The sequence below is a fragment of the Vibrio sp. QJM3NY_15 genome, assembly GCF_057785995.1.
Genome location: NZ_CM173518.1, coordinates 589679 through 614957 on the forward strand (window position 1 = coordinate 589679; position 25279 = coordinate 614957).

Annotated in this window: 21 protein-coding genes; 8 read left to right on the forward strand and 13 right to left on the reverse strand. The window is 44.6% G+C overall.

The features are described 5' to 3' along the window. Nucleotides 1-34: 34 nt before the first annotated feature. The 7 genes from AC3CKG_RS19055 to AC3CKG_RS19085 form a co-directional block, all read right to left on the reverse strand. Nucleotides 35-2950 carry an alkaline phosphatase family protein gene (locus AC3CKG_RS19055; RefSeq protein ID WP_488529806.1) on the reverse strand — a complete coding sequence of 972 codons (2916 nt, stop codon included), beginning with the start codon at nucleotides 2948-2950 and terminating at the stop codon, nucleotides 35-37. A gap of 202 nt (nucleotides 2951-3152) precedes the next feature. Then, the gene (gene manA, locus AC3CKG_RS19060; protein ID WP_488529807.1) at nucleotides 3153-4358 is read right to left on the reverse strand and encodes a mannose-6-phosphate isomerase, class I; all 1206 of its coding nucleotides are present in this window, start codon (nucleotides 4356-4358) and stop codon (nucleotides 3153-3155) included. Between the two features lie 267 nt (nucleotides 4359-4625). Then, nucleotides 4626-5966, reverse strand: coding sequence for an MFS transporter (uhpC, locus tag AC3CKG_RS19065; RefSeq protein ID WP_104211338.1), 1341 nt, complete (start codon nucleotides 5964-5966; stop codon nucleotides 4626-4628). 8 nt (nucleotides 5967-5974) lie between these two features. After that, a complete protein-coding gene (gene uhpB, locus AC3CKG_RS19070) occupies nucleotides 5975-7471 on the reverse strand; it encodes a signal transduction histidine-protein kinase/phosphatase UhpB (RefSeq protein ID WP_065105110.1) in 1497 nt (498 codons plus the stop codon). Continuing rightward, complete coding sequence (gene uhpA, locus AC3CKG_RS19075) at nucleotides 7471-8079, reverse strand: response regulator transcription factor UhpA (RefSeq protein ID WP_065105109.1); 609 nt, start codon at nucleotides 8077-8079, stop codon at nucleotides 7471-7473. Before uhpA ends, uhpB begins: the two co-directional genes overlap by 1 nt. 147 nt (nucleotides 8080-8226) lie before the next feature. Then, the gene (gene uhpT, locus AC3CKG_RS19080) at nucleotides 8227-9621 is read right to left on the reverse strand and encodes a hexose-6-phosphate:phosphate antiporter UhpT (protein WP_099165936.1); all 1395 of its coding nucleotides are present in this window, start codon (nucleotides 9619-9621) and stop codon (nucleotides 8227-8229) included. 402 nt (nucleotides 9622-10023) lie between these two features. Beyond that, a complete protein-coding gene (locus tag AC3CKG_RS19085) occupies nucleotides 10024-10362 on the reverse strand; it encodes a DUF1840 domain-containing protein (protein ID WP_102362737.1) in 339 nt (112 codons plus the stop codon). 315 nt (nucleotides 10363-10677) lie between these two features. On the opposite strand from AC3CKG_RS19085, the gene AC3CKG_RS19090 reads away from it, so the two are divergent. Then, on the forward strand, nucleotides 10678-11868 hold the full coding sequence (locus AC3CKG_RS19090) for a GGDEF domain-containing protein (RefSeq protein WP_065111952.1): 1191 nt from the start codon (nucleotides 10678-10680) through the stop codon (nucleotides 11866-11868). A gap of 28 nt (nucleotides 11869-11896) precedes the next feature. On the opposite strand, the gene AC3CKG_RS19095 is transcribed toward AC3CKG_RS19090, so the two are convergent. Then, a complete protein-coding gene (locus AC3CKG_RS19095; protein ID WP_029225699.1) occupies nucleotides 11897-12178 on the reverse strand; it encodes a hypothetical protein in 282 nt (93 codons plus the stop codon). Between the two features lie 158 nt (nucleotides 12179-12336). On the opposite strand from AC3CKG_RS19095, the gene AC3CKG_RS19100 reads away from it, so the two are divergent. Beyond that, a complete protein-coding gene (locus AC3CKG_RS19100) occupies nucleotides 12337-13209 on the forward strand; it encodes a pirin family protein (protein WP_102280219.1) in 873 nt (290 codons plus the stop codon). Between the two features lie 199 nt (nucleotides 13210-13408). On the opposite strand, the gene ppnP is transcribed toward AC3CKG_RS19100, so the two are convergent. Further along, complete coding sequence (gene ppnP, locus AC3CKG_RS19105; RefSeq protein WP_102437359.1) at nucleotides 13409-13690, reverse strand: pyrimidine/purine nucleoside phosphorylase; 282 nt, start codon at nucleotides 13688-13690, stop codon at nucleotides 13409-13411. A 309-nt stretch (nucleotides 13691-13999) separates the two neighbouring features. On the opposite strand from ppnP, the gene AC3CKG_RS19110 reads away from it, so the two are divergent. Both AC3CKG_RS19110 and AC3CKG_RS19115 read left to right on the forward strand, forming a co-directional pair. Beyond that, nucleotides 14000-14464, forward strand: a complete 465-nt coding sequence (locus AC3CKG_RS19110; RefSeq protein ID WP_488529808.1) for a DUF2850 domain-containing protein — start codon at nucleotides 14000-14002, stop codon at nucleotides 14462-14464. Nucleotides 14465-14850: 386 nt separating this feature from the next. Next, the gene (locus AC3CKG_RS19115) at nucleotides 14851-17385 is read left to right on the forward strand and encodes a glycosyl hydrolase family 18 protein (RefSeq protein WP_488529809.1); all 2535 of its coding nucleotides are present in this window, start codon (nucleotides 14851-14853) and stop codon (nucleotides 17383-17385) included. A gap of 136 nt (nucleotides 17386-17521) precedes the next feature. On the opposite strand, the gene AC3CKG_RS19120 is transcribed toward AC3CKG_RS19115, so the two are convergent. Further along, on the reverse strand, nucleotides 17522-18370 hold the full coding sequence (locus tag AC3CKG_RS19120; protein WP_488529810.1) for an alpha/beta hydrolase: 849 nt from the start codon (nucleotides 18368-18370) through the stop codon (nucleotides 17522-17524). A 200-nt stretch (nucleotides 18371-18570) separates the two neighbouring features. After that, entirely contained in the window at nucleotides 18571-19164 is a 594-nt protein-coding gene (locus AC3CKG_RS19125) for a TetR/AcrR family transcriptional regulator (protein ID WP_017082983.1), read from the reverse strand. Nucleotides 19165-19590: 426 nt separating this feature from the next. On the opposite strand from AC3CKG_RS19125, the gene AC3CKG_RS19130 reads away from it, so the two are divergent. Next, entirely contained in the window at nucleotides 19591-20547 is a 957-nt protein-coding gene (locus tag AC3CKG_RS19130; RefSeq protein ID WP_099165943.1) for an AEC family transporter, read from the forward strand. A 122-nt stretch (nucleotides 20548-20669) separates the two neighbouring features. Then, nucleotides 20670-21710 carry an acyltransferase gene (locus tag AC3CKG_RS19135; protein ID WP_102340375.1) on the forward strand — a complete coding sequence of 347 codons (1041 nt, stop codon included), beginning with the start codon at nucleotides 20670-20672 and terminating at the stop codon, nucleotides 21708-21710. Between the two features lie 142 nt (nucleotides 21711-21852). Here AC3CKG_RS19135 and AC3CKG_RS19140 read toward each other — a convergent pair whose 3' ends face one another. After that, nucleotides 21853-22731, reverse strand: coding sequence for a 6-pyruvoyl trahydropterin synthase family protein (locus AC3CKG_RS19140; protein WP_102513768.1), 879 nt, complete (start codon nucleotides 22729-22731; stop codon nucleotides 21853-21855). A 230-nt stretch (nucleotides 22732-22961) separates the two neighbouring features. Then, nucleotides 22962-23786 carry an AraC family transcriptional regulator gene (locus tag AC3CKG_RS19145; protein WP_017111348.1) on the reverse strand — a complete coding sequence of 275 codons (825 nt, stop codon included), beginning with the start codon at nucleotides 23784-23786 and terminating at the stop codon, nucleotides 22962-22964. 110 nt (nucleotides 23787-23896) lie between these two features. Here AC3CKG_RS19145 and AC3CKG_RS19150 point away from each other — a divergent pair, with 110 nt between their 5' ends. Next, complete coding sequence (locus AC3CKG_RS19150) at nucleotides 23897-24373, forward strand: YHS domain-containing (seleno)protein (protein WP_065111758.1); 477 nt, start codon at nucleotides 23897-23899, stop codon at nucleotides 24371-24373. 247 nt (nucleotides 24374-24620) lie between these two features. After that, nucleotides 24621-25256 carry an START domain-containing protein gene (locus AC3CKG_RS19155; protein WP_017111346.1) on the forward strand — a complete coding sequence of 212 codons (636 nt, stop codon included), beginning with the start codon at nucleotides 24621-24623 and terminating at the stop codon, nucleotides 25254-25256. Nucleotides 25257-25279 lie beyond the last annotated feature (23 nt).

Below are 25279 nucleotides of genomic sequence, written 5' to 3' on the forward strand. Positions count from 1 at the left end.
AATACAGATAGCGAGTAGGTAGAGAGCGTTTACGTTAGCGCGCGCTTGAAATATCTAATTTCTCAATCAACGACGGGAAACCCCAACCGTTCTCGCCTTCGACCACAGGTTCTCCGGTCAAATACTCAAACAGCGTTGGCGCTAAAGATCCGTTGGCTTCGATTTTCAATTGCTGAGAGTTATCGCCAATTGGCGATCCCCAGAATCCGATAAAGGCATCTTTCTCTAAGTAATCCTCACCAGCATGACGCCCCGGTACCTTGGTGTTGTAGCCAATTCCCGCTTTAGGGAACAAGTTAACCGTGCCAGCCCTATCTTCAAGGTAGATATTAGCCAGTTGATTTACTGAATCTGGTCGAGGTGTTGGTTGCGTCAATGAAGTCCACTCAGCACTGCTACACCACGTTGTCACATCCGCCTTAACCGCTCGGTTAATACACTTTTCTACTAATTGAGAGTACTGTGAAAAATCAGCTTCGCTTGGTGATGCTAGGTATGGATTTAACCTTTGTGTATTAAGCAAAATCGGCGCTCGGTTGTCTTCCAATGACTCATAGAAAAGCTTGTCACCTTCACGTGTGATCAATTCATCGACCCGTTTTAAATCACGATTGCCAATCACACGAACAGCGCAGCGTTGTTGATCACATGTACTTTCTCTTACGACCATATAATCAAGACTTTCAGGCAAGCGTTGCGCTATCTGATTGATGATGTCGATATTCTGACCAGCTGTCGCCGCAATCGGAGACCACTGCGTGAGTTCTTGGTAAACCGGCTGAACCTGCCACCCGTGAGCCGAATTAAAGAAGTCCATCATGAAATTACCACCAGCAGTCGAGGCAACCACCACATCCAATGCCTTCGAGCTTGGGTAGCTTAGCGCATTGGTGATTTTAGGCCCTTCACCCTCGTCTGAAGATATCTTCTTAACCACAATTGGATACTCTAGCTCTGCTTGTAAGCCTTCAAATACCTGCTTTTCTGGGTTGAGCGCGTAGAACACGGGCGTTAAACCATGATCCCCAGCCATGCCCCATAGCGTTTTATCGTAAACGCCGGCACTGCGGTAGGTCGCTTCAATCTGGCGAATCCAATAGTCCAGTCGGTTGAGCTCTCCAGTAGGCATCAGAATTTCGTCACTAAAAGGACCGGTAAAGTGTGCGAAGTGATCCGGCCATGGGTTATACACCAAGGTGTAGTCTGGCATCCCTTTGCCATCTAACTCGGCAAACTGAGTAATCGACTGTTTAACCTGAGCCTTCTTTGAAAACTTAGTGAAAAAATCAAAGCCAGATATAGTCTGATACGCTTCAATATCTTCAATCAAGGCTTGACGCTTTTCTTGCAAAACCACTTCGACTTCTGAACGTTCTTGAAGCTCTTTCACGCAGCGTTTCTCACCATAATCACGCAGTGACTCACCCAATCCTAGATTTACTAACCCATCGTAAGTGGTGTGAGTATTCCAATCATATTGAGCGTTACAGTTCAGCGTTTTAAGGTAATCAAGGCGATCAAACATGGTTTGCACCTTGTTGTCTGCCATCAACACATCCAACTGAAGGGCATCATTGCCGAAGAAGTAATAAGCTCGGTCGATCTCTCGGTCAACAAAGTGGAAATTAGGGATACCCGTACCACCATTACCAGACACTTTTGCGCCCGTTTTAATAATCGGTAGGTTACGTACGCTGATTGTGGGAGTTGAAGAGATACCCACTCGGCTAATATTGTCTCGATGCTCTTGATAGAGTTTTTTGAAGAACGGAAGATAATTCGGATCACGGTAGGTTTGTTCAGACAGAACTTCCATGAACCTCACTTGTTGTTGATGCTCAGGCTCAATCACCGTTTCTAACTGAGGTTTGTATTGCGTTCGGTTTTTATGATTTTGGTAAGCCACTGAAATGAAAGGCGCATTCTCATCGACCAAACCTTCGATCAATCCTTGCTGTAAACCATCGACCGTCACTTGAACCGCAAAACGTTTGTGCTGTTGGGAATCTAAGAACTGAATGAGCGCATCAGGCTGGTCACTGAACGCTTGCTGCATCCAATCATCGAGCGCTGCTGCGCGTTCTTCTTTAAACACAAACTGTCGGTAAGCTTTAAGCAAGTTTAAGCGCACAAAATCAATAAGCGTGATGGTAAGTGCTTGTGCTTTGTTATTCGGCTTATCAGCATTTTCTGGTTTACCATCTTCTGCAATCGCCAACATTGCAGACTTCATGTCGCCGTCATCCATTCCCAATGCCGCTTTACCGATCAAATCAACGATGATCGGTTGAATCTGAGCGATGATCGCTAGATCTTCAGGGCTATTGGTTAAGTATGTGTAATTCGCAGGGAGCGTGTCCATATCCTGCCAGACACCAATTTCGAATAACGCATCGTAGATAACCACCATGTTGGCAATGAACTGTTCATCGATACGAATACCTTCATGATGTCCCGTTGCTTCAGTCGAGGTATCTGGCTCGTGATGCTCTGAGGTTGGCTTATCTCCAACATGATAGAGACTATGTTCAAAGCCCTTTAGCGCCTGCTTATCATAAACCGTCGACAAGTAAGATTTGAACACATCTTCACTGCCCAAGCCTGAATAGCGGTCGTAATAACTATAGAGAAAATAACCCAAAGGAATTGAGTACATCGGGTTAGATAACTGAGCAACGACTCTGGCTTTTGTTTTGACATCTAAAGGAAGTGCGAGAATATACGCATCTAATGTAACGCCACCAATGGTGAAAAGTGCTGCATCGCGAGTGAGTTTGGCAGAATAACTTAGGCTTGAAAGCACCTGATTTTTCAACACTTCACTGGAGCTAAACACGCCACCAATGACGGGCGTTGTTGATATATCAGCCGCACTCGGAGCTGACGCAAGCGCCAACGATAAGGCACTGAATAAACTAGCGTAACTGCGAACGTGAGAATAAGAGCTCATCAAATTTCCTTTAGATCAACACACTTCTATAAATGCAGCGTATTGTTTCAGTTTGCATTTATTAGTCAACCTATGAAAACGTTTGTTTTCTGATTCGAAGAGCTCTTATTGTTATGAAATGTTCATTCTTGCTAATATCTCTAAGACTTTACCGCATACCCAAAGCCCGAAAGCTTTCTAGTGTAATACGACAGTTATTCCCCTAGTTAAACGCTCTGGCCACTCTGCCGTTGCTACTCAATTCGTAATGACCAATATAGGCTGGGATAAACACCGATTGCCCTTTAGTAAGTGTTAAGTGCTCGCCTTTCTGACTCACTAGCGTTAGATCAGCGTCTATTGCCATTAATATTTCAGCGCCGCTTGTGATGACTTCTTCTTGATGAGGGCGATGAAAGATATTGAAATCAAAATCACTGACCGGGATATCATAGCTATCACATTGACCCAGTTTTGAGGGTGCTAATAATAAGCGTTCGAACGGGATTGGCGTAAACTCTGTACACGCAACTAACTCAGCGACATCAATGTGTTTTGGTGTTAAACCTGCTCTCAGCACGTTGTCTGAATTTGCCATGATCTCGAGCCCGGTTCCCTTGATGTAAGCATGCGGAGTGTTCGCATTCAAATACATCGCTTCACCTGGCTTTAGTGTGATCAAATTAAGCAGCAGAACACAAAATAGTCCGATATCGTTCGGGTACTGATGGCTAAGCTCAGTAACCAAAGCAAACTCAGCTTGGTCTCGATGAGACTCTGCGTAAGTCAGAAGTTGCTCTAATGCTCGGTGTTTACGTTGGTCATCTAGCGTTAGCAGATCGCGGAAAAACACTTCTAAGCCTAGAGAATCAAGGTTGTTGCCAAACTCTTCAACTAAACCAGCCAGCTCGCTCAAATCCAACTTTCTGAACAAAACTAATATTTCATTGAATTCTCGAAAGCCATTCATTGCTTGATATTCAGTGATCGCGTAAACCAATTCTGGTTTATGGTTCGAATCCTTGTAATTACGGTGTCCTGCGGTCAAAGGAATGCTGGCTTGCTCTTCTCTCGCAAAGCCAATTTCAGCTTGGCGCTTGTTTGGGTGGACCTGAACCGATAGTGCCTTTTCTGCTGCCAAGATCTTAAACAAGAACGGCAGTTCACCGAACTCCTGCGCAATATCAGTAGATAGATAGGCCGGTTTATTCTTGTTAATCAGCTCAGAGAGAGGCACCAAATGTTGGTCTAGCTTGACCATTGAACAACCTTTCGGATGCGCTCCCATCCAAACTTCCGCTTGCGGCTCTTGTGACTCATTCTTAAAGCCAAACAGTTCACGTATCGAAGAAATACTCCCCCATGCATAATTTTGGATGGTGTTTTCCATTGGGAAAAATGAGTGTTCTGAGAAGTGGCTGAGTGACATGGCGTTTTCCGTAGTGAGCCCTTTGAACACAATTCAGAGAGCTGATTTCTAATAACGTAAATAATTAGAAAGACTACAGAGAGCAGCTAGAACCCACATGAGATGAGGTCTTAGACGCAATAGGAAAAATTCTTAGAAACAGGTGAGAACCATGAAAAGCGTGAAAAGAGTCACATTTGAATGCTACGTATAAAAAACGCTGAATATAAGATAGCTGCCCAATAACCAGAGGACTATTAGCAGCTATCTTATTGACGAAGAAACCCCTTAAAAACCAGAGCGAGCCTCTGCACTTTTCTGAGGTGATTGAGCTTGTAGGAAAGGCAGTAGCAGTAACCCGATGACCGCAGCACAAGTAGAGATGGTAATGAAGAACCCACTCCAGCCATAAGTTTCTAGAACGAGCGCTAATGGGTAACCAGAGAGAGCTGCACCCATGTAAGCAAACAAGCCAACAAAGCCGGTTGCCGCCCCGGCAGAGTCTTTATGTGAGCATTCCGCGGCAGCCATGCCTATTAGCATTTGAGGGCCAAAAACAAAGAAGCCAACACAAAATAGCCCTGCAGCTTGAAACACAAAATTAGTTAATGGCATAAGCCATAAAGCAGATACCGAGAGGAAAATACCAATCGCAAACAGGATGTTCATCGGGCCACGGTTACCACCAAACAGTCTATCCGATCCCCACCCTGCAACAAGTGAACCAACGAAGCCACCAATCTCAAACAGAGATAAAGCAGCATTTGCGTTGATCAAACTGTAATGGTGTTCTTCGGTGAGATATAAATTCCCCCAATCGTTGACGGCCGTTCTTACGATGTAAACCAACACATAACTAAAAGCGAGCAACCAAATGTACTTGTTGCTGAACACGTAAGTTTTCAAGATCTCTCGATAACTTAACCCTTGCCCATGGCTCTCTTGCGCCAATTCTAGATGGTCATTGCGCCACTTCCCTACCGTCGGAAGCCCCATGGTGGTGGGCTTATCACGTAAGCGCCAACAGACGATAAGACCAATAAAAACACCAATCACACCCGGCCATATAAACCCTGATCGCCAACTGTATTGGAGAGTTAGATAGCCCACGAGAATAGGAATCAATGCCCCACCAACGTTATGTGCTGTATTCCAGATTGCCCAACGGAATCCTCTTTCAGAGCGAGAATACCAAGTAGTGAGTAGTTTAGAACATGAAGGCCAACCCCAGCCTTGGAACCATGCATTGAGCACCCAAAGTGAAATGAAAGCCGTCAACGAGCTTGAAAAGCCAAACGCGATATTGATCAAGCCTGTCGCGATTAGGCCAAGACCCATAAAGTAGCGCGGGTTTGAACGATCCGATATTGTCCCTGAGATAAATTTCGATAAGCCATAAGAAAGATAAAAGAGCGTACCAATTAAGCCGATATCGCCTTTGTCCAAACCAAGATCGGTGATCATTGCAGGCGCCGCGTAATTAAAGGTTTTACGAGTGAAGTAAAAACCGGCATAACCAACATACATACCTATCATGATGTGAAGGCGCCAGTAGCGGTAACTCTGATTGACCTCATCATCACTTAGAGTATGACGATTTGACGTTGTTGAGCGCAGAAATCCAAACATACTCGTTCTCACACTTTAGGTAATGTAACGCTGATATTGGTGCCCGAAGAGGAACCATTAGCATTGATTATCATCTTGCCACCGAGCGCCTGAACACGCTCTTGCATACCACGAACCCCCATCCCCTTGAGAAGATCTTGCGCTGTAAAACCAACGCCATTATCTGATATCTGAAGATAAGCCTGATCATCCAAAATCAGTTCAATTTTAATCTCGCTCGCACCGGCGTATTTATGGGCATTGTTTAAGGATTCTTGGCACAGTCGGAAGAGAGTGACCTTAAGCGTGTCACTCAAACATGAATAATCACCTTGCCAATTTAGCTGGATATCAACGCCGTGATCTGAAAACTCCATTTCCCGTATGAGCTGTTCAACGGAGTCCTTTAGGTCAAGGTCATCCAACATTTTAGGTCTTAGTTTTGTGAGTAGACGTTTAGTGGTGTCATAAACATTCAAAGACAATGACTCAATCGTGCCCGCACAACGAACACTCATTTCAGCGGCATCAACACGCTTAATAATGTTTGCTTGAGTGCGAATCGCCGTGATGTTCTGGCCGATTTCATCGTGTAGCTCACGAGCAATGTCACGACGAACCGATTCTTCAGCCGTGATTAACTGACGTGAAAGATTTTGATTTCTGGAGAGCTCACTGCGCAATTTCGAATTGAGATCTTTTTGCTTTTGAACCGCAAGACCCAGCAATATGCCAGTGATGGTTTGAGCAGAAAGAGATAAGAGTAAATCGGTAATTTCGAGTTTGGACGTTCCACTGTGGGCAGCTATCAGCGCAACACTGTTTAATAGAGTCGCCAGTAATGCGCCCTGCCACCCGTAGCGAACCGCCAACAAGATAATAGGAATCGCCATACAAAATGGGGCGAAGCGTCTGAGTTCATCTGGCAGGCTAGTCTGTATCAAGATACTGGCCACCAGCAATACGCTGTATAAGGCAATATGCCGAATTTTAAACTCAACAGCATTGTGAATTAAGTAAGAGCTCAACGGTGCCCACTTATTTTGAAATAGATAGTTCCAAACTAGATAACACATAGGAACGAGCATTAACCCGCCTGTGATGCTCACCAACCACACCATATAAGTTGCAGGCACATGAGAACCGACGACAGCAACATTGATCAGTGAGGTCACCATTATAATGCTGGCCATGACCAATAAGTGCCGATTTTGGTCACCGTAGTAATACCGTTTGGCAAATAGAGTAGCTGGAATGCTTAATCCGCTGGCGATTAAAACGGTTAACCATTGGGGTTCATCCAGTAATAGAGCCAAAGCGATCGCGAGCCCCCACTCTGCAACGTAAATGGCAGGCCAATATTGTGTACGAGTGTGCAGCGTCATTCCCAATCGAAGCGAGAATGGGAAAAGCAGAATGGCTAACTCAGGGTCATTAATAAAATAGAAAGCGATAACCCACAAACAAAACCATGCGCAACCCGCCATAAAAACCCCGCACAAGGAGGTGGCTAGGTAAGAGCGCATTAGTACTGTTCTTGAGTGAATAGTTTGGCTAGCTCAACGTTGTTTTTAACATTAAGTTTGTCCATGGCATTGGCACGGTGCACATGTACCGTTTTATGGCTAACCCCTAACTCGACAGCAATAGACTTTACATCGAGCCCTGTCGCCAATAATTGGCACACTTCGCTTTCTCTGCGGGTTAACTGATTTAAAGAGGCCTTATTCTTTAGTGGTGTCGCAAGCTTTATTGCGATATCTGGCGTAAGGTAACAGCCGCCATTTGCGCTCGTGTGTACGGCTTGAATTAACTCATCAGGACTGCAGCGCTTGCTCAGATAACCTTTAGCTCCTAACTCTAACGACTTTTCAACCATCGCTGGAGAGTCATGTACGCTCAACATGATGCTGGCAATGCCTGATGGAATCTCTTCCAACAAACTCAGGCCACTTTCATCTTGCATTGAAATATCCAAGATAACGACATCTGGGTGACAACTTGGTAGTCCGAGGCGCGCTTCTGCCGCAGAGCTGAATTCACCCACGACCGTAATATCAGTTTCAAGACTGAGTAATTGAGCAAAGCCAGATCGAACAATGACGTGGTCATCAACAAGCGCAACATTAATCATGATATCAACCAAAATTAAGAGTAAGAAAGAAAAATAGCCCCGATAGGAGCTATACAAAATTAAGTTTATTGATAGAGATGATACTGAATCGAACTAACGATTGGTATGATCTCACGTGCCTTAATCAAATAAAGCACGCGAGACTAATTACGCGTTTTGAGCCGCTAGGTGCATCTTCTTCGCGTGACGAATTTTCTTCTCTTCCGCAACCGCAACGAATAGCAATAACACGATACAAATGGCAGCTGACGTATCGAGTGCTGCGAATGTCCCCTTCCAACCCGTTAAGCCGAAAATTGGCGTTCCGTCTGCAATCATACCTAGACCAAGTTTGGCAAAGCTGTCACCAATTAGGTAAGCAAATGTGCCTTTCACGCCGTCAGCAACACTGATTGCTTTCTTGGGTACAAAACCTACCGCAGCAACACCAATCAGCAGTTGAGGACCGAACACTAGGAAGCCAAGTATGAACAGTGACGCTAGGTACATGAACTCGCTCGTTGCATTTTGGTAGAACTCTAGAGAGACAATAATCAATCCAAGCGATACACAAGCAACTAAAGCACGACGTCCGTTCGCAAGGTCTGATAAATAACCCCACATCAATGTGCCAACCAGAGCACCGACTTCAAACAGAGTAAAGCCTGAAATAGCCGTTTCTTTTGATAGGCCGAGCTCTTGATACGCGTAAACGGTAGACCATTGATCGATACCGATACGAACAATGTATAAAAAGATATTCGCGAAGCAGAGCAACCAGATCACTTTGTTTTTAAGAATGTACTCAACAAAGATCTCTTTTTTGGTCATTTGATTCTCTTCAGCAGCTGTATCTTCTTCGCTGATTTCTTCATCAAATAACTCTTCAACTGTACCTAAGCCGTATGCTTCTGGAGAGTCGTTACCAAAGCGCATACCAATAAAACCAACCACAATCGCGATGATAGATGGGAAAACAAACATACCAATTACGTTGCCATCAAATAGGTAGTTTGCGCCAAACAGAGCAACACCAGCTGCACCCGCACCACCCACGTTATGTGACATATTCCAAAGACCTAAATATGAACCACGCTTATTGCGAGGCGTCCATTTAGTGATCGTTGAGTAACTTGAAGGGCCACCCGTACTTTGGAAAAAACCACTCAGTGCGTAGAAGGCAACCATCATGAATAAGCTAGCGCTGCCGCCACCCATACTGAAGCTGAAGCCCAACATGGCAATACCCGAAAGGACAAGCATGAATGGCAGGAACTGCTTGGTGTTTTTACCATCGGCGTAATAGGAAACGACGGTTTTACCAATACCATAAGTAATTGAGAAACCAAGACCGATAAGACCTAGATCGGTCATTGATAACCCATAAGTAGAAATCATGTCGTTTTGCGCGACATTGAAGTTCTTACGGATTAAATACATGGTTAGATAACCAATGAACACGACTAGGTACGATTGCAGGAATGGTTTAAACCACATTTTTCTTCTAGTTTCGACCGGAAGATCCAGCGTCGGTTTTCTAACCTGATCTAGGAACTTTAACATTGTGAACTCTCTTATTTTTTGTGAGGTCTGCACGGCATAATTGCGACCATGCATTCTTTGTTAGTTGACCGTGAAATAATAAGGAGTCTAAAAATCGACCGCATGAGAGAGGGTCTTAGAATAACTAGGAAAAATTCTTAGTTCGGAATTGGGAGTCAAGAAACCGTGAACAGCATCACTTTGTTTACGGTGTGTTATCTATTGATATTACGATAACAAAAGTCGCTCATTTCAAGGCTGACGAACCTTGTAAATAAACAGAAACAAGTGAAACACTTCGCCTAAATAAAACGCCAGTATCGGTTCATCGCCATCAAACTCCATGGCGTGCCCGATACTGGCTCAACATTCATTCCTATTAAAATAGATTCGATAGGCTTGTTACGTTTTGCGCGAATCGAACTACAGTCGTTTACCGCTGCCGTCTTCCCACATTACTTCGCACTCTTCTTTGATAGCGGCTTTCAACAGTTCAACCAACGGAAAAGCTCGGCTACCGATATTGACAGGCACTTCAACAACTTCTTCTTCATTGTCGTCATCAGCATTTTCTTGCTCGACTGGTTTGCTCTGCTCTGCAGCGATCGCAGTACGTAAATTATCCAGAGCTTGAGGAACGTCTGGAGCATCAATGGCTCCCGGGATCGCACCACTATGCCCAAGCATCTTAATGAACTGAAGACCGACCTCACCAAACATCGTGACGCTAGCATGAGCCTTGCAACTAAAAGTAATTAACATAATGAGCCTCTATCAAATTTAGGTATCTACAAACTATGTTGAGTAAATCATTGGAAAGCAAGTACATAATAATCAAATCATCCCTACCAAGCTGATCTTTGAGTACCACACTCTAGAGGCGACCTGCACCGTCGGTGACGTACATCACTATTTATAATGATTTGAATATTCTTTCATATGAAAGATTGATTACAGTCACACTAAATAGCTATCTAAGTCTCCGCGTAGCTTATTATTTAATCTACTATTAATACCATTATCAAAATCTTTGGCACAAATCACATGAAAAGGCTCGTCGGCAGACACCTAGAAGAAATGGCGGACATACGATCCACCCGCAAGCAAAAAATCGTTCACTCCTTTTCACTGACTGCCGCGGCGCTATTCATTTTTTACACTTGGGCTTATTTCCAAGGCCAACATTACACGCTGTCGGTTTTCGAACTGTGTTTTGCACTTATCGCTATCTCCAATGCATTTTACGTAAGAAAAGTCATTAACCCTGAGTATTCAGAATTGATCCTGAGCGGTGTTTTGCTGGTTCAAGGGGTCATCCTATTTTTGTACAGTCACGCCATTCCTGACCGAATTCTTTGGCTCTACCCTATTCTGGCGGCGGTGATTTTTATCAATGACTTCAGAATTGGAATCATCTTTAGTACCTCATTTTGTTTGTTTATCAGCACCCTGATTACGGCAATGCCCAATAACTTTTCTTTGCCATTTAACAGCACACATCGGTTTATTCTTAGCCTGTTTACCATGAGTTTGGTGTGTCATACATCGGCCTATTACTACACAAAAGCCGTTAGCTATATTCAACGCCTCTACAAAGAAGGCATTGAAGATCTGGCCTATCGAGACCAACTTACAGGCTTGGCCAATCGTTGGAGTTTTGAACGTTGGGCGGTCGAGAAGTTAGCCACCGTGGATAGCAAACGCTCCCTCACCGCATTGGTGTTTCTGGATATCGATGATTTCAAAAGTATCAATGACAGCTATGGCCATGATGTGGGCGATAGTGTCTTGCAGCATTTTGCCAATCGCTTGAGTAACAACATTCGAACTAGAGATCGAAAGAATCATGAATACGATTATTCCATCGCACGCTTTGCTGGAGATGAGTTCGTTCTGATGCTTTATGACATTCCAACTCGAAAAGACCTCGATGGTATTCTCGATAGAATATGTGGTTTATTTGAGAGCGGCTGTCAGACTAACGAAAGAATCAAAGAGCTGACGCTCAGTGTTGGGGTTTCTTTGTATCCGCAAGATGCGACGGAATTGCATGAGTTAACAAGATGCGCTGATAAAGCGATGTATGTGGCGAAACATTCAGGAAAAAACCGATACGCTTATTATCACGACAACCCAGTATCGACCTTGATAGAAGAATTACCTGCAAACCTCTCCTGTTCAGAATCTGATTCTTCTGAACTTGAAGATTGTCTTGAAGCGAAGGTGGAAGGGAATAATGTTACGCTATTAAAAACGCGTCAACGCTAGCCATTAATATCGCTTACAATTAAGCGTACTAACCAGCCATATACATAAGCCAAAGGCTCACTAACCCGATAACAATGATCCATACAACTTGTCGTGTTCGGTTTGGGTTATTGCCTCTAGGTCTCACTACCGTTTTAAAAGCGGCTTGCTTGGCCGACTGAAGAAACGGGGCTTCAATCTCACGTTTTTTTACGCGACGTTTAACAGCGCTATTCGCAACCTCGGTAAAACGTTGGCTTTGCTCCGTTGTAAAGTCGTTATCAAAGCCCATCCGACCATGCCTTTCGCCATGTTTTTGCTGAACTGCCATAGCGTCCTCCTTGGCGGTCTACTCTATATTCAAGTATAGACATAATTTCATATTCTTACCTGTTCAAGATTTTCGAATAAGACACTCAACGCTATGCCATCTTCTTTTGAAATCAAATTACATAAACTACAGCTATTCCAGTTTATGAGGGTTTCAAAATGACGAATGTAAGAGCAGTAGATCATGTGATTGCAGCACATGCCACTTCCGATGGTGATGGCGTCAAAATCCAAAGACTCGCTGGTTTCAATAACACGCGTTTCTCTCCATTTTTGATGGTCGACGAACTTAAATCGGATGAAAGCAAGGACTATGTTGGTGGCTTTCCTCCTCACCCTCACCGTGGGATAGAAACGCTGACTTACATGCTTAAAGGTCACTTCCAACACAAGGACCACATGGGGAATGTCGGTGAACTTCGCAGCGGTGGCGCACAATGGATGGCCGCGGGTCGTGGTGTGATTCACAGTGAGATGCCGATGATGGAAGAAGGCGCATTGCACGGTTTTCAGATTTGGATAAACCAACCAGCAACACACAAAATGCAACCAGCGCAATACCATGATTTCCAGAGTGAAAGCATTGCAGAACATCAAGATGAACAAAGCGGTTTATTACGAGTGATTGCAGGTGGATTTGAGCTGTATAACCAAACTGACGATGATTCAGAGGCTTTGCGAGCGCAGGGTCCATTACAAACAACAGGTGTGCCGTTAAGCGTTGCGGATTGGCGAGCGAATTCAGGGCAAAAAGTGACGTTAGGGACTAATGTTAATCACAATGCCATGACTTACGTGTACCGAGGCAGTATTAAGATCGGCGACAAAGTCATCAACCAAGGTCAACTTGCCCTACTTACCAAGGCTGAATTGTTGTCTTTAGAAAGCCTAGAAGATTCAGGTGTACTGATTTTTTCTGGTCAGCCGATTAATGAACCTGTCGTGCACTATGGTCCGTTTGTCATGAACTCGATGGAAGAGATTGAACAGACGATTCAGGATTACAACAACGGCGTATTTGAGACTTACTGATTTACAGATGTCTGTCTTTAAGCTTTGAGATTTGAGAATTGAAGATTGAAGATATTTTGCAACGAACAACGAATTTTGGTCGTCCATTTGATGACTGTAAAAACAAGTGACACTATCCACTGCCGGTTACTATCACTTATTTAACCACGCTCTTAGAGCGTGGTTTTTTCTTATTAGTCAGAAACTAAAACACAACTTCTTATAAGTACTCACACAAATAAGCCGTTGCTTCTTTTACCTGTAGGTCGAAAGAAGAATCGCCCGCAACGTCAAAAGACTCACCAGATTGATATGTTGTCCAATCTTCATCACCAACACGCTTCACAATTAGAGCACCCTTTACAACGGTCATCTTTTCTGGAGCTGCAGTACCGAATGTGTATTCACCAGCAGCCATCACACCAACACTCACATCAGCACCTGACTGATTAAACGCTAACGACTTAACGCCACCATCAAAGTATGTATTCTCTTTAATCATTGTACTTCCTTGTTATCTTCAAATTGCAATTATTGGGCTTCAATGAATCAGCCTATGCGTAAATTCACGTGATAATTGTTTTAACCAATTCACGACATTCCTACAAGAAATAAATACGCATAGCTTAAGTCTTTTCTACAATAGAGATGCATTGACTGAACGAATGTCATCAGAAAAACTTAAAATTCGTCAAAGCAACCCATTTCTCTAGAACATTCGATCCTGCTTCTAACTCTCGCAACTATCTTTGCAAACTAAGGTTTTAATTTATAGTATTTAAGGCAGTATGAGTAAGGAAAAGACGAGAACATGGCGAAAAAGAGCACCAAAATAGCAGATCTATTTGCTAACTCGTTACGTTACATTTTCTTATTGGTTGCCGCTATTATTGCTCTCTCCGCAGGGTATTTCGCCTATCAAACCCACCAGCAATCCGTCAGTCCAAGTAATGTGTACGGCACATGGATAGAGATTGGCGCTCCACCTTACAAAACCGACATCCTGACTCTTTCCGACAATGGTGTGATGATGAACCATCGCTTCATCAGTACTTCATTTGATTTTGATGGCAAAGTTGTCACCATCAATACAGGTTCTGGGTCAACGGTTTATACGATAAGTGGTACCTACGATTCCCCTCGTTTAAAACGACTCGTTCCGAGCGTCCCTTCACAACAGTTCATTAAAGAGGGCTATGAAGACACAGCCGCGGGTGATACCCACAGTGTTATGCAGCAACGACGCGCTTCATTAGCGGAGCAATTCAAACGATAAACCCCTTATTTTTTTGAATAAGCACCGTATTTATCACGCAACCTATCTCAGCTCCATACATCCAACTCTGTGACTCCCCTTCAAATGACGATATTTTCTTATAGTTTGTCGCATCTTTTCATAACTTCATGTCGCGTAATTTCACTTATGAGATTTTCATTCTGAAGGATGTTTTATTTTATAAAACATGGACTCAGCCTCTCACTCATTAAGCAACAGAATTGTAACGAAACAATATTTTTTAGTTGTCCATCGAAAACGGATTTATTTTCAGTTATAAAATTAAAACTCTCTCGAATACTGACTGGGAAGCTCCTTCAAAACTGATTGGAGCCGTTTATGGGGCCATTTGGTTCTCGTAACCTTCAAGGAATGAGAGAAATAGTATGATTCGTATTAATACCTGTGCGGCAAGCATTGCTCTAGCGCTATCAGGTACAGCATTAGCTGCACCAACAGCACCTAGCATCGACATGTACGGTTCCAACAACCTACAGTTTTCTAAAATTGAACTCGCGATGGAAACGACTTCTGGCTATAACCAGATGGTTAAATATCACGACAAAGCAAAGGTCGACGTTAAATTCAACCAATGGAGCGGAACGTCAGGAAACACTTACAACATCTACTTTGATGGCGTTAAAGTGGCCACTGGCCCTATAACTGGCAGCCAAACGACAGCTTCATTCGAATACGGCCAAGGCGGCTTATTTCAGATGGAAATCGAAGCGTGTGACGAAACAGGCTGTGCCAAGAGTGCACCCGCTCAGATCACAATCGCAGATACCGATGGCTCACACTTAGCGCCACTTGCGATGAATGTGGACCCGAACAACAAGTCATACAACACAGATCCAAACACGGTAGTAGGTACTTACTTTGTTGAGTGGGGCATCTATGGCCGTGATTACACAGTCGATAACCTACCCGCTGACAACTTGACCCATATCCTTTACGGCTTCATCCCAATTTGTGGTCCTAATGAATCAGTAAAATCAGTAGGCGGTAACAGCTACAACGCACTCATGACAGCGTGTCAGGGCGTTAACGATTACGAAGTGGTGATTCATGACCCTTGGGCTGCTTTCCAGAAGAGTTTCCCTCAAGCAGGACACGAATACAGCTCACCTATCAAGGGTAACTACGCGATGATGATGGCGCTAAAACAGCGCAATCCAGACTTAAAAATCATTCCATCGATTGGTGGTTGGACGCTATCTGACCCGTTCTTCGATTTCACAACCAAAGCGAACCGCGACACGTTCGTCGCATCGGTTAAGAAATTCCTTAACACATGGAAATTCTACGACGGTGTAGATATCGATTGGGAATTCCCTGGTGGCGGCGGTGCTGCTCCCGATCTTGGTGACCCTGTGAATGACGGCCCTGCTTACATTGCATTGATGGCAGAACTGCGCGTTATGTTGGATGAGCTAGAAGCTGAGAACAGCCGTACTTACGAGCTAACATCAGCGATCGGTGTTGGTCACGATAAGATTGAAGACGTGAACTACGGCGATGCTATCCAATACATGGATTACATCTTCGCAATGACTTACGACTTCTACGGCGGTTGGAACAACGTGTTAGGTCACCAAACAGCACTCAACTGCGGTAACTTCATGCGCCCTGGTCAATGTGATGGCACAGGCCTTGATGAAAATGGCGAACAGTACACTGGCCCAGCTTACACCACTGACAACGGCATCCAATTGCTGCTTGAGCAAGGTGTTCCAGCGAACAAACTTGTGGTTGGTACAGCGATGTACGGTCGTGGTTGGGAAGGCGTATTACCATCATCACTTTCAGATCCAAGCGACCCGATGACTGGCGTAGGTAATGGCAAACTGACCGGCAGCTCTGCTCAGGGTGTATGGGAAGATGGCGTTATCGATTACAAAGGCATTAAAGCGAACATGCTTGGTGCAAACAACCAAGGCATCAACGGCTTTGAGTATGGCTACGACGAAATGGCAGAAGCGCCTTACGTTTGGAACCGTACTTCAGGTCAGCTAATCACATTTGATGATGACCGCTCAGTAAAAGCAAAAGGCGCATACGTTCGTAGCCTTGGCCTTGCGGGTCTATTCTCTTGGGAAATTGATGCGGATAACGGCGATATCCTGAACGCGATGCATGAAGGTCTTGCAGGTGGAACTACTGATCCTGTAAACCGTAAACCAACCGCAGCAGCGGGCGCAGACCTCTCGGTTGAAGGCCCAGCTTCTGTTTCTCTAGACGGTAGCGCTTCAAAAGACAGCGACGGTACGATTGCGAGCTATGCTTGGTCACAAGTAAGCGGAACAGCCGTAACTCTGGCCAACGCGAATGCGGCTGTTGCAAGCTTCGATGTGGTTGAAGTCGCTCAACAAGAAGTACTCACGTTCAGCCTAACGGTAACTGATAACGAAGGTGCTACTGCAACTGACACCGTTGTTGTAACGGTAACTCCTAAAGACACAGGCCCAGTCAATACAGCACCAGTTGCTGTGGTTACGGCTCCGGCTGAAGTGAATGCGGGTGATGTAGTCGTGGTTGATGCTTCGGCTTCGAGCGATGCTGACCAAGACACATTGACCTTCACGTGGGATGTACCTGCTGGTATTGATGCAACGGTTCAAGGTTCTTCAGTAAGCTTTGTGGCGGCGGAATACACGCAAGATACAACGCTGAACTTCTCTGTAACAGTCAGCGATGGCACAGAGACATCAGTCGCGGCTACTTCAATAAAAGTGCTTAAGAAAACTACTGGCGGCGGTACGTGTACTAACGCTTGGGATTCAAGTGCAGTCTACACTGGCGGCGACCAAGTGACTCAAGGCGGTAAGGTTTGGGAAGCGAAATGGTGGACAACAGGTGAAGATCCAACAACGACAGGCCAATGGGGTGTGTGGAAAGAGATCGGTCCTGCAAGCTGCTAACTAAAAATAGTGCTTAGTTAAATACTGACTAAGCATCAACTAAATCCCTAAAGCAAAGGCCAACCAGAGAATGTCTGGTTGGCCTTTTTATTATTTATTTTCTTAACTGGCGTTCTACTGACTACGCTCGTTAGGCTTAGCTAATCAAGTTATCAAAGCTCTCGAATACTTGTGGGCACTTCATTACTCGCCCATGGCCTTGGCCTTGAGTGGCAATCAAGGTAACGCGACCCATTTCATTAGCGGCACGCTGAGACACACCAAACTTAGTAAACTTGTCTTGCTCATCATGAACAATGATCGTCTGAGACTCACGAAGCGCTAGCTTTCCATAGGGATCAACAGACTGAATTGGGTAGTTAAACTGCTCTTCCACTTCACCCACGACCGCCTCAAACAACTTCATTGAGTAACCAGAACGAGCCACGCTACCAAATAGGTTTTCTAGATAATCCAACACAGGTGCAATGAGCAACAAAGGTCTGTTTTCTAATTTAACGTGCTTACACTCCAACGCAGAAGCCGTGCCCATACTGTGACCGACCAAACCTGCTACCTCACCCACTGAATCGAGAATGGCTTCAAGGCCGTTCACAAACGCAGGGATATGACCATGTACGCCATCGCTGCCACCATGAGCAGGATGATCGTAAGCCAAGGCCGTAAATCCTTTCGCGGCGATGTGTTCCATTAAAGGAAAGAACTGACTCGCGGTGCCTGACCAACCGTGGGTAAGCACCCAAACTGGACCAGTACCCAAAGAATACGTTTTTAAGACGCCATCACGACCTTTGATTTCACTCTTGATAAGCCCTTGGGGATCGGCATTTTTCTGCTCAGTACGCATTGGAGTGAGCAGCAGTTTACGTGCCGTTTTCTTTGCGTGGCTCGGCGCTAAGATGTAATGCAGATTGGTTGTAGCCCCAATTAGACTGCGCTTGAAGCTGAACTTGTTCGATGTATTAAAATAGATTTTGTCACTCATGACCGTTCCTTGTATCGCCATCATAATCTGGCGGATCGAGCTCGGCCCTAAAATCGAACGACCGTGCTATTTGTTGATATAAAAAATGGCGCTGCTGCTACTTATAGAAGTTTATCGTAGCTTTCCGCCATTTCTCTTAAAATTATTTGTCACTGTCACCTAGCTAAACTTACCTAAGCAATGCTCCGCTTAAAAACGAATTAAGCGACTTTCCAACTGGCGATTAAGCGTTGTACACCACTCCAAAAGTGGGTGTGGCTCGCTTGTTGGCCTCGTAACGAGTAGAACAAGTTCGCACTCAAATAAAGGCCATATAATTCAAAGGTTGCCTGTTTTGGATCTAAATCGGCCCTGAACTGTTTGCTCTCAACCGCTTTTGCTACCTGAATCGTCAAGTAATCAATCCACACTGAAATGGTTTTCTGCAGTGCCTTCTGAATCACAGAGGTTTCACTGCCAGCGTCTTTCCAAGCATCAATAAACATGCAGCTGCCTTGGAATGAATGATTCCAACCCAGCCAGTTATCGAGCAGTTGTTTAAGCTTGGCTTCAATATCACCGTCGCCCAACTCTCTCGCCGGAATGATGACTCTTTCAGTGAATATGGCGTTGGAATATTCGAGTACAGAGAGTTGCAGGTTCTCTTTAGAGTTGAAGTGCGCAAACAATCCACTCTTAGACATACCACACTGCTTGGCTAATTCGCCAATCGTCAAACTCTCGAGACCATTCTCACTCGCAAGCGCAAATGCATGGCTCAAAATATACTCTTTGGTTATCTTTCCTTTGCTCATTATTCACCAATAATAAATATGATGCTTTATTTTTAGCACGTTCGTACTTTTTTTCAAGTTTTTTACTTAACCCTTGGTATTCATTTTGTCTTATCTAGGGCGTGTTGACCTTTCGCGGTAAAATTTTGTTCGAGATAAAAGCGTTTTAATCGCGGCGAGGGGGAAGTAGCCTAGTCATTCTAAGCAAATCCCCCTCAACAAAGAGTAAAACGCTTTTAGCCGAACCCTTCGGGCAGCGTTTGCTGGTCATTTCTACTGCGTTATCGGCCTTTCATGTAGGCTAGCTACACATCAAAGCCTCTGCCTTGTAGACATACCCAGCAATTCGCTGCAAAAATTAGCTCGAAAGGTCCACATGCCCTAATAACTGTGGAAAAATGCGACAGTATTCAAAGGAAATTGAAATCGACTAACAAAGGAAAAACAATGAACACACTTTGGGAACAGTTTGCGTTTTCGGCGTCAGTAACAGGCCCTATCTGTTTAATGCTGTTTCTTGGTGTGATGCTCAAGCGAATTGGCTTAATCAATGACAACTTCATCGATGTCGCATCCAAGGTGGTGTTTCAAGTCACCCTACCCGCGATGCTATTTCTGAGTATTGTTCAATCGAATCACAACTTTTCAGCCAGTAGCGCGTTAGTTGCGTTTGGCGTCATCGCTAACTTTGTCTTTTTCTTGTTTACTATTTTCTCGACCAAATTGGTATTCAAAGGTTCGAAAGATCAAGGTGTGATTGTCCAAGGTGGATTCCGCGCTAATACCGCGATCATCGGCCTCGCCTATGTGGCCAATATCTATGGCAACCAAGGCGTAGCATTGGCGGCTATCTATGTCGCATCCCTAACCGTGCTGTATAACATTCAAGCCGTGATTGCACTAACACCCAAAGGCAAAGACACCGGCGCTAAAGCCATTAAAGTGATCGCCAAGTCCATCACCAAAAACCCGTTAATCATCGCTATCTTCTTAGCGGTCGTCTTCTATGCACTTTCAATTCCCATTCCAAAAATGGTGACTGACGCTGGGCAATACTTTGCCAATATGACTTTGCCTTTGGCTCTGCTCTGTACTGGTGGCTCTCTAGATATTAGTTCGCTAAAACAAGAAAAGTTGTCTACGTGGTTCGCCTCTAGCTACAAGTTAATTGCCTCACCGCTACTAATTACATTGGCTGCTTGGTACATAGGGTTTGAAGGGCTCGATCTAGGGCTTATCTTCTTGATGAGCGCAGCACCAACGGCAGCGGCAAGCTATGTTATGGCGCGTGCGATGGGCGGAAACTCAACGTTAGCAGCCAATATAATCGCGCTAACCACTGTCGTTTCACTTATCACTTGCACGCTTGGTATATTTGCATTGACTGCAATGGATTTAATATAGCTGCGACAGGCTTCAAAAAATCAATATAAGCCTTAAATCAAAGGCCTTCAGCTTTGATTTAGGACTAACTGATTCCACATAAAGACTGTTAGATTTTACGAAATTTTTCTTAGAGATCTGATATGTCTTCCGTTCAACATACGCCTTCACAACGCATCGCCAGTATCGAGTTGGGTCGAGTGATTGCTATCTTGGCGATCATTGGCTTACACGGCCAGATGGCACTTACTTATTGGCAAATCGATGAAGTGCCATGGATTGGTTATGTGCTCAACCAAACCGCTCGCTTCGCCGTGCCTCTGTTCTTCCTTATTTCCGGCTATCTGATTCAACCTAAGCTCACAGCGTCGCCTTGGACAACCTTCATTAACTACTCCAAACCACTACTTAAAGTTTGGTTAGCGTGGAGCATCATTTGTCTAGTCATGCCATTCAACCTCGCTAAGGTTGAAGAATTGGGTTACTTGGGCGAACGACAGGGTTACTGGGGCTTCCTAATGAATACCCCGCTCAACTCTTTCTTAGAGGGTGGACTGGTTCACTTATGGTTCATTCCCGCTTTGGTGTGCGCGGTTTTGATCATCGCCTTAATGGTCGAGATGAAACTCGATAAGCTTCTACTTCCAGCGGCCATTCTGCTTTACGTCTATGGTGTATTGGCGGGCAGCTACACAAGCTTAACCGACCTTAGTGCCCCTTTCTTCACACGTAACGGTCCGTTCTTCAGCACGTTAATGGTGACCTTAGGTTTCCTCATTCGTCAGCATCAATGGAAAGTGTCCTCAGCTAAGGCATTAGGGTTATTGGCGTTAGGCATGTTGATCCACTTTGCTGAGGCAGCATGGCTAACCACCTTTGACATCGCATTCAACATGAATGATTTCTTATTTGGTACAGCGTTATGGGGAATGGGCGTGTTTATGTGGCTTCTAGCTAATCCAAACATCGGTGATTACGCGTGGGTTCGTGCTATTTCGAATCGCATGCTAGGTATCTACGTTTGCCATCTGCTGATCATTATCGTGCTGTTCAATGTTTGCGGAGTCTTGGGCATTACGGAATTGGCAAAAGACGTTACAGTATTTTTTGGCACTGTATTATTGAGCTTCGGGTTGGTTGTTGGGATCGAGAAAACGCCACTACGACGCGTGCTACTGCGTTAGTGTTTGTGTTTGTGTTTGTGTTTGTGCCTAAAACTATCCGCTAAATCAGTTTTAAAAAGCCACAAAAAAGAAAGGCAAGATAACTTAATATCTTGCCTTTCTTTCATAATATTGGAACTGAGGTTATCTCACTCGTGAGGTGTTATAAGAACGCCATCGCGCCTTTACCTACCCCTTCATAAGCCACGATTTGTAATGACTGGTTTTCTGCCAAGCTTGGAGCCACTTGATCCGCGATATAGCCCGCAAGTAATTCTACCGTGGTATCGGTTGGTAAGATTTCCGTTTCGCTCTTAGCAATCGCTAGCTCAAATTCGCCTTGAGGTGCGGTGTAGCGGAAACCATAGTGGCTTTCATCATTAACGCTTTGCGCGTGTTCACTCAGGTTAAGTGATGAAACTGAAACTTGGTCTTCTTTAGAACCTAAGTAAATGTCTTCCCAACGCTGAGCAAATGCTTGTTCGCGTTGCTCGTCGCGCTGACCATCAACCACGATTTCTACTGGAGAACGATGACCATGGGCGATGCGTTGGCAGTTGCCATCATGCTTTTTCAAACCATGGGTGTAGTGGTAAAACGCGCCATTAATATTCTCATGACGAAGGGTGATTTCTAACCCTGTGACGTTACATGGTAGGTGATCGCGCAGAATATGATAAACGTGTGCGGTCACGCTCTCGATGGTGATCGCTTCTGCATCAATCAAGCAATATGCTTCGTCAGGGCAATGTAGGTGAAGACTCTTGTCACCACGCAATACATCAACCTTAGAGTAGCCCGCTTTGCTAGCTTGAAGAACAATTGCAGCGCTTTGCATTGGCAGCAGCAAACGGTGATCAACGTGCTGATCGACAAGCTGTTTGATCTGCTTTTTGACCTTGCTAAAATCCAGCACCATGCTCATTTCATTCAGTTCACCAGACATGGTGACATCTAAAATCCAACTATCTCCTACGACCCCTCTGTGTTCACAGATATATGAAGAATCGATAACGGTAAGGTCTCTTACAAATAGGTTCAAGTTAAACTCCTTAGTGCTTTAATGAGATACGGGAGGCTGAATAATGTTCAGCAGGCACTTCGTCTCATTGATGTCTGATAAAATAGGACGGGCAGAATGTTACAACGCGCTTATAAAGTCCACCTTTTTACACCGTCAGTTGAGAATTGAACAAACTACGCTCAATTTCCGCTAAAACATAGACTAGCCTCATGCTAATAGCCACATTTCAGTTAGGGTTGCCCAGCGATTCACGACACATTTTGCTTTAGCCACAAACGCGGCGACATTCCCGTAACGTGCTGAAAAGCTCGAGAGAAGCCAGAATAGCTGTTGTACCCCACTTCATCCGCCACCCAATTGATCGGCTTATTTTGTAGCAGCAACGACTGAGCAACAGACACCCGCCACTTTTGTACATAGTCACCTGGGGTTTCACCGACTTCACGCTTGAACGCTTCTATAAACTGAGTTCGAGACATCGCTGCCAATGAAGCCATTTGCTCTATCGAAAAGTGGCGAGCAGGCATTAGGTGAATCGCAGTAACGACCGGAGCAAGCCGCGGATGAGCAAGCGCAGAAAATACGCCTTGATCGATCTGCTGTTGTTCAATGAGGTGGCGGAAAATCAAAGCCATCAAGGCGTCACTCAACTTGTCCATTAGATATTGTTGCCCCGATGAATCTTGGCTCGACTCTCGAAATAGCACCTCTATCACTGGCATTAAGTTAGGTGCATCCGCAAACGGAATGACTATCACGTCAGGCAAAGCAGACAATAAAGGATTCATCTGCCCTGAACGATATTCGACATTCGCACACACGACCTCAGCACCTTCTCCCACGCCTTCAATCACATGTGGTGTGCTGTTCGGAAGGTAAATAATGCAGGGCTGTGACAGTTGCCTGTACTCCGTGTGCGCACTAGACAAAGTCAATTCACCCGCGCTCAATACATGAAGGTGCCCTTCTTTACCTTGTTGCGGCTTAAATGACGACACTCCACACAAATTGCCAGAATAGAAAACACCGGTACGTATCGAGAAGTGTTCCATTAGTTGTGAAAGCAGATCCATGTATCCTCCGAACGATTCGCTTACTTTTAAGTTCTTTTGTCCCTCTATAGACCGGACGAGTGGGCTAAATTACTTCAAACAAGATAACCAACACTGACAAGGAACTTGATATGTCACACATGAAATCGACCAGTCAAAAAATCACTCTATTGGCCGCGTTACTAGGAACCAGCTTTTCGTTAATGGCAGCAGACCTTGATATGAGTGTCGACAAAAATGATCTCGCCATTAAAGGTTATGACCCTGTCGCCTACTTTGCCAATCAAGGGCCAGTTAAAGGCACCTCTGAATTCACGGCGACTTATAAGAATGCGATTTATAACTTTGCGAGCAGTGAAAACAGAGATGAATTTCGAGCTAACCCAGCAGCCTATGCACCTCAGTATGGCGGTTACTGCGCCTTCGGTGTAGCAATGGGTAAGAAATTTGAAACTGACCCTCTCGCTTGGAAAGTAGAAGATGGGAAGTTGTACTTGAACTTAGACAAGTCAGTTCAAAAACGTTGGTTGGAGAACACACAAGAGTTCATCCAAGATGCCAACAGCAACTGGACGACGATAAAAACCGTCGAAGCCTACAAGCTCTAGGTTCTAAGTTCTAAGTTCTAGCATTCAACGTTTATCCATTGCCCACTAACAAAACGGAAGCGACCGAACGCTTCCGTTTTTCTTTATGACCTCCCAACTAGAGATAAACCTAAAGTTATTTGTCTCACCACAATAAACAACGATATGTCGCTCAAGCTTATGAAAAATCAATAAGTCCTCAGTACGAATCAAATCCATTTTTATTCTATACTCCTAAAAGATAAGCTTTTCTTTTCATGGAAGAATAATGATATTACCTAGGATTTTTGCACTCGGACTTTGCGCCTTATCAACACTGACTTATGCCAACCCGTGGCAGTTCGTCAAAAGTGAAGATGGCATCATCATTGATAAGAGACCTCACACTGAAGGCTTGGTAGAGATACGAGCACAAATGCAAACGCCCACCACTTATTCTGGTTTTTTGCTGTTATTGGAAGACAGTGAGAACGTGCCAAACTGGATAGATAACGTATCGGAAAGTCGTGTCTTGATGCAGATATCTGAGGATGAAAATATCGTCTATACCCAATTCAAAGCGCCATGGCCTGCTAGAGATCGCGATATGGTGACCTACTCAAAATACAGCATTGAGGATGGCCAGTTTGTCTTGTCGATTAAAGATGCATCTAACTATTTGGCGAAAGAGTCGGGGTATATTCGAATTTACGATGTAGACGCACTTTGGACGCTGCAACCGCTCACCAATGGCAATACTTACATTACCTACACCGCGTATGCGAACGCAGGTGGGATCTTGCCAAATTGGTTGATGAATAAGTTATCGATTGGCAGTGCACTGAGCACGTTTAAAGGATTGAAAGAACAACTACCAAAGTACCAAGACCAACAGCACCCTAACCTGCCAAGCGAATCTCGTTAGCTATACAGATAATTCCAGTCGCA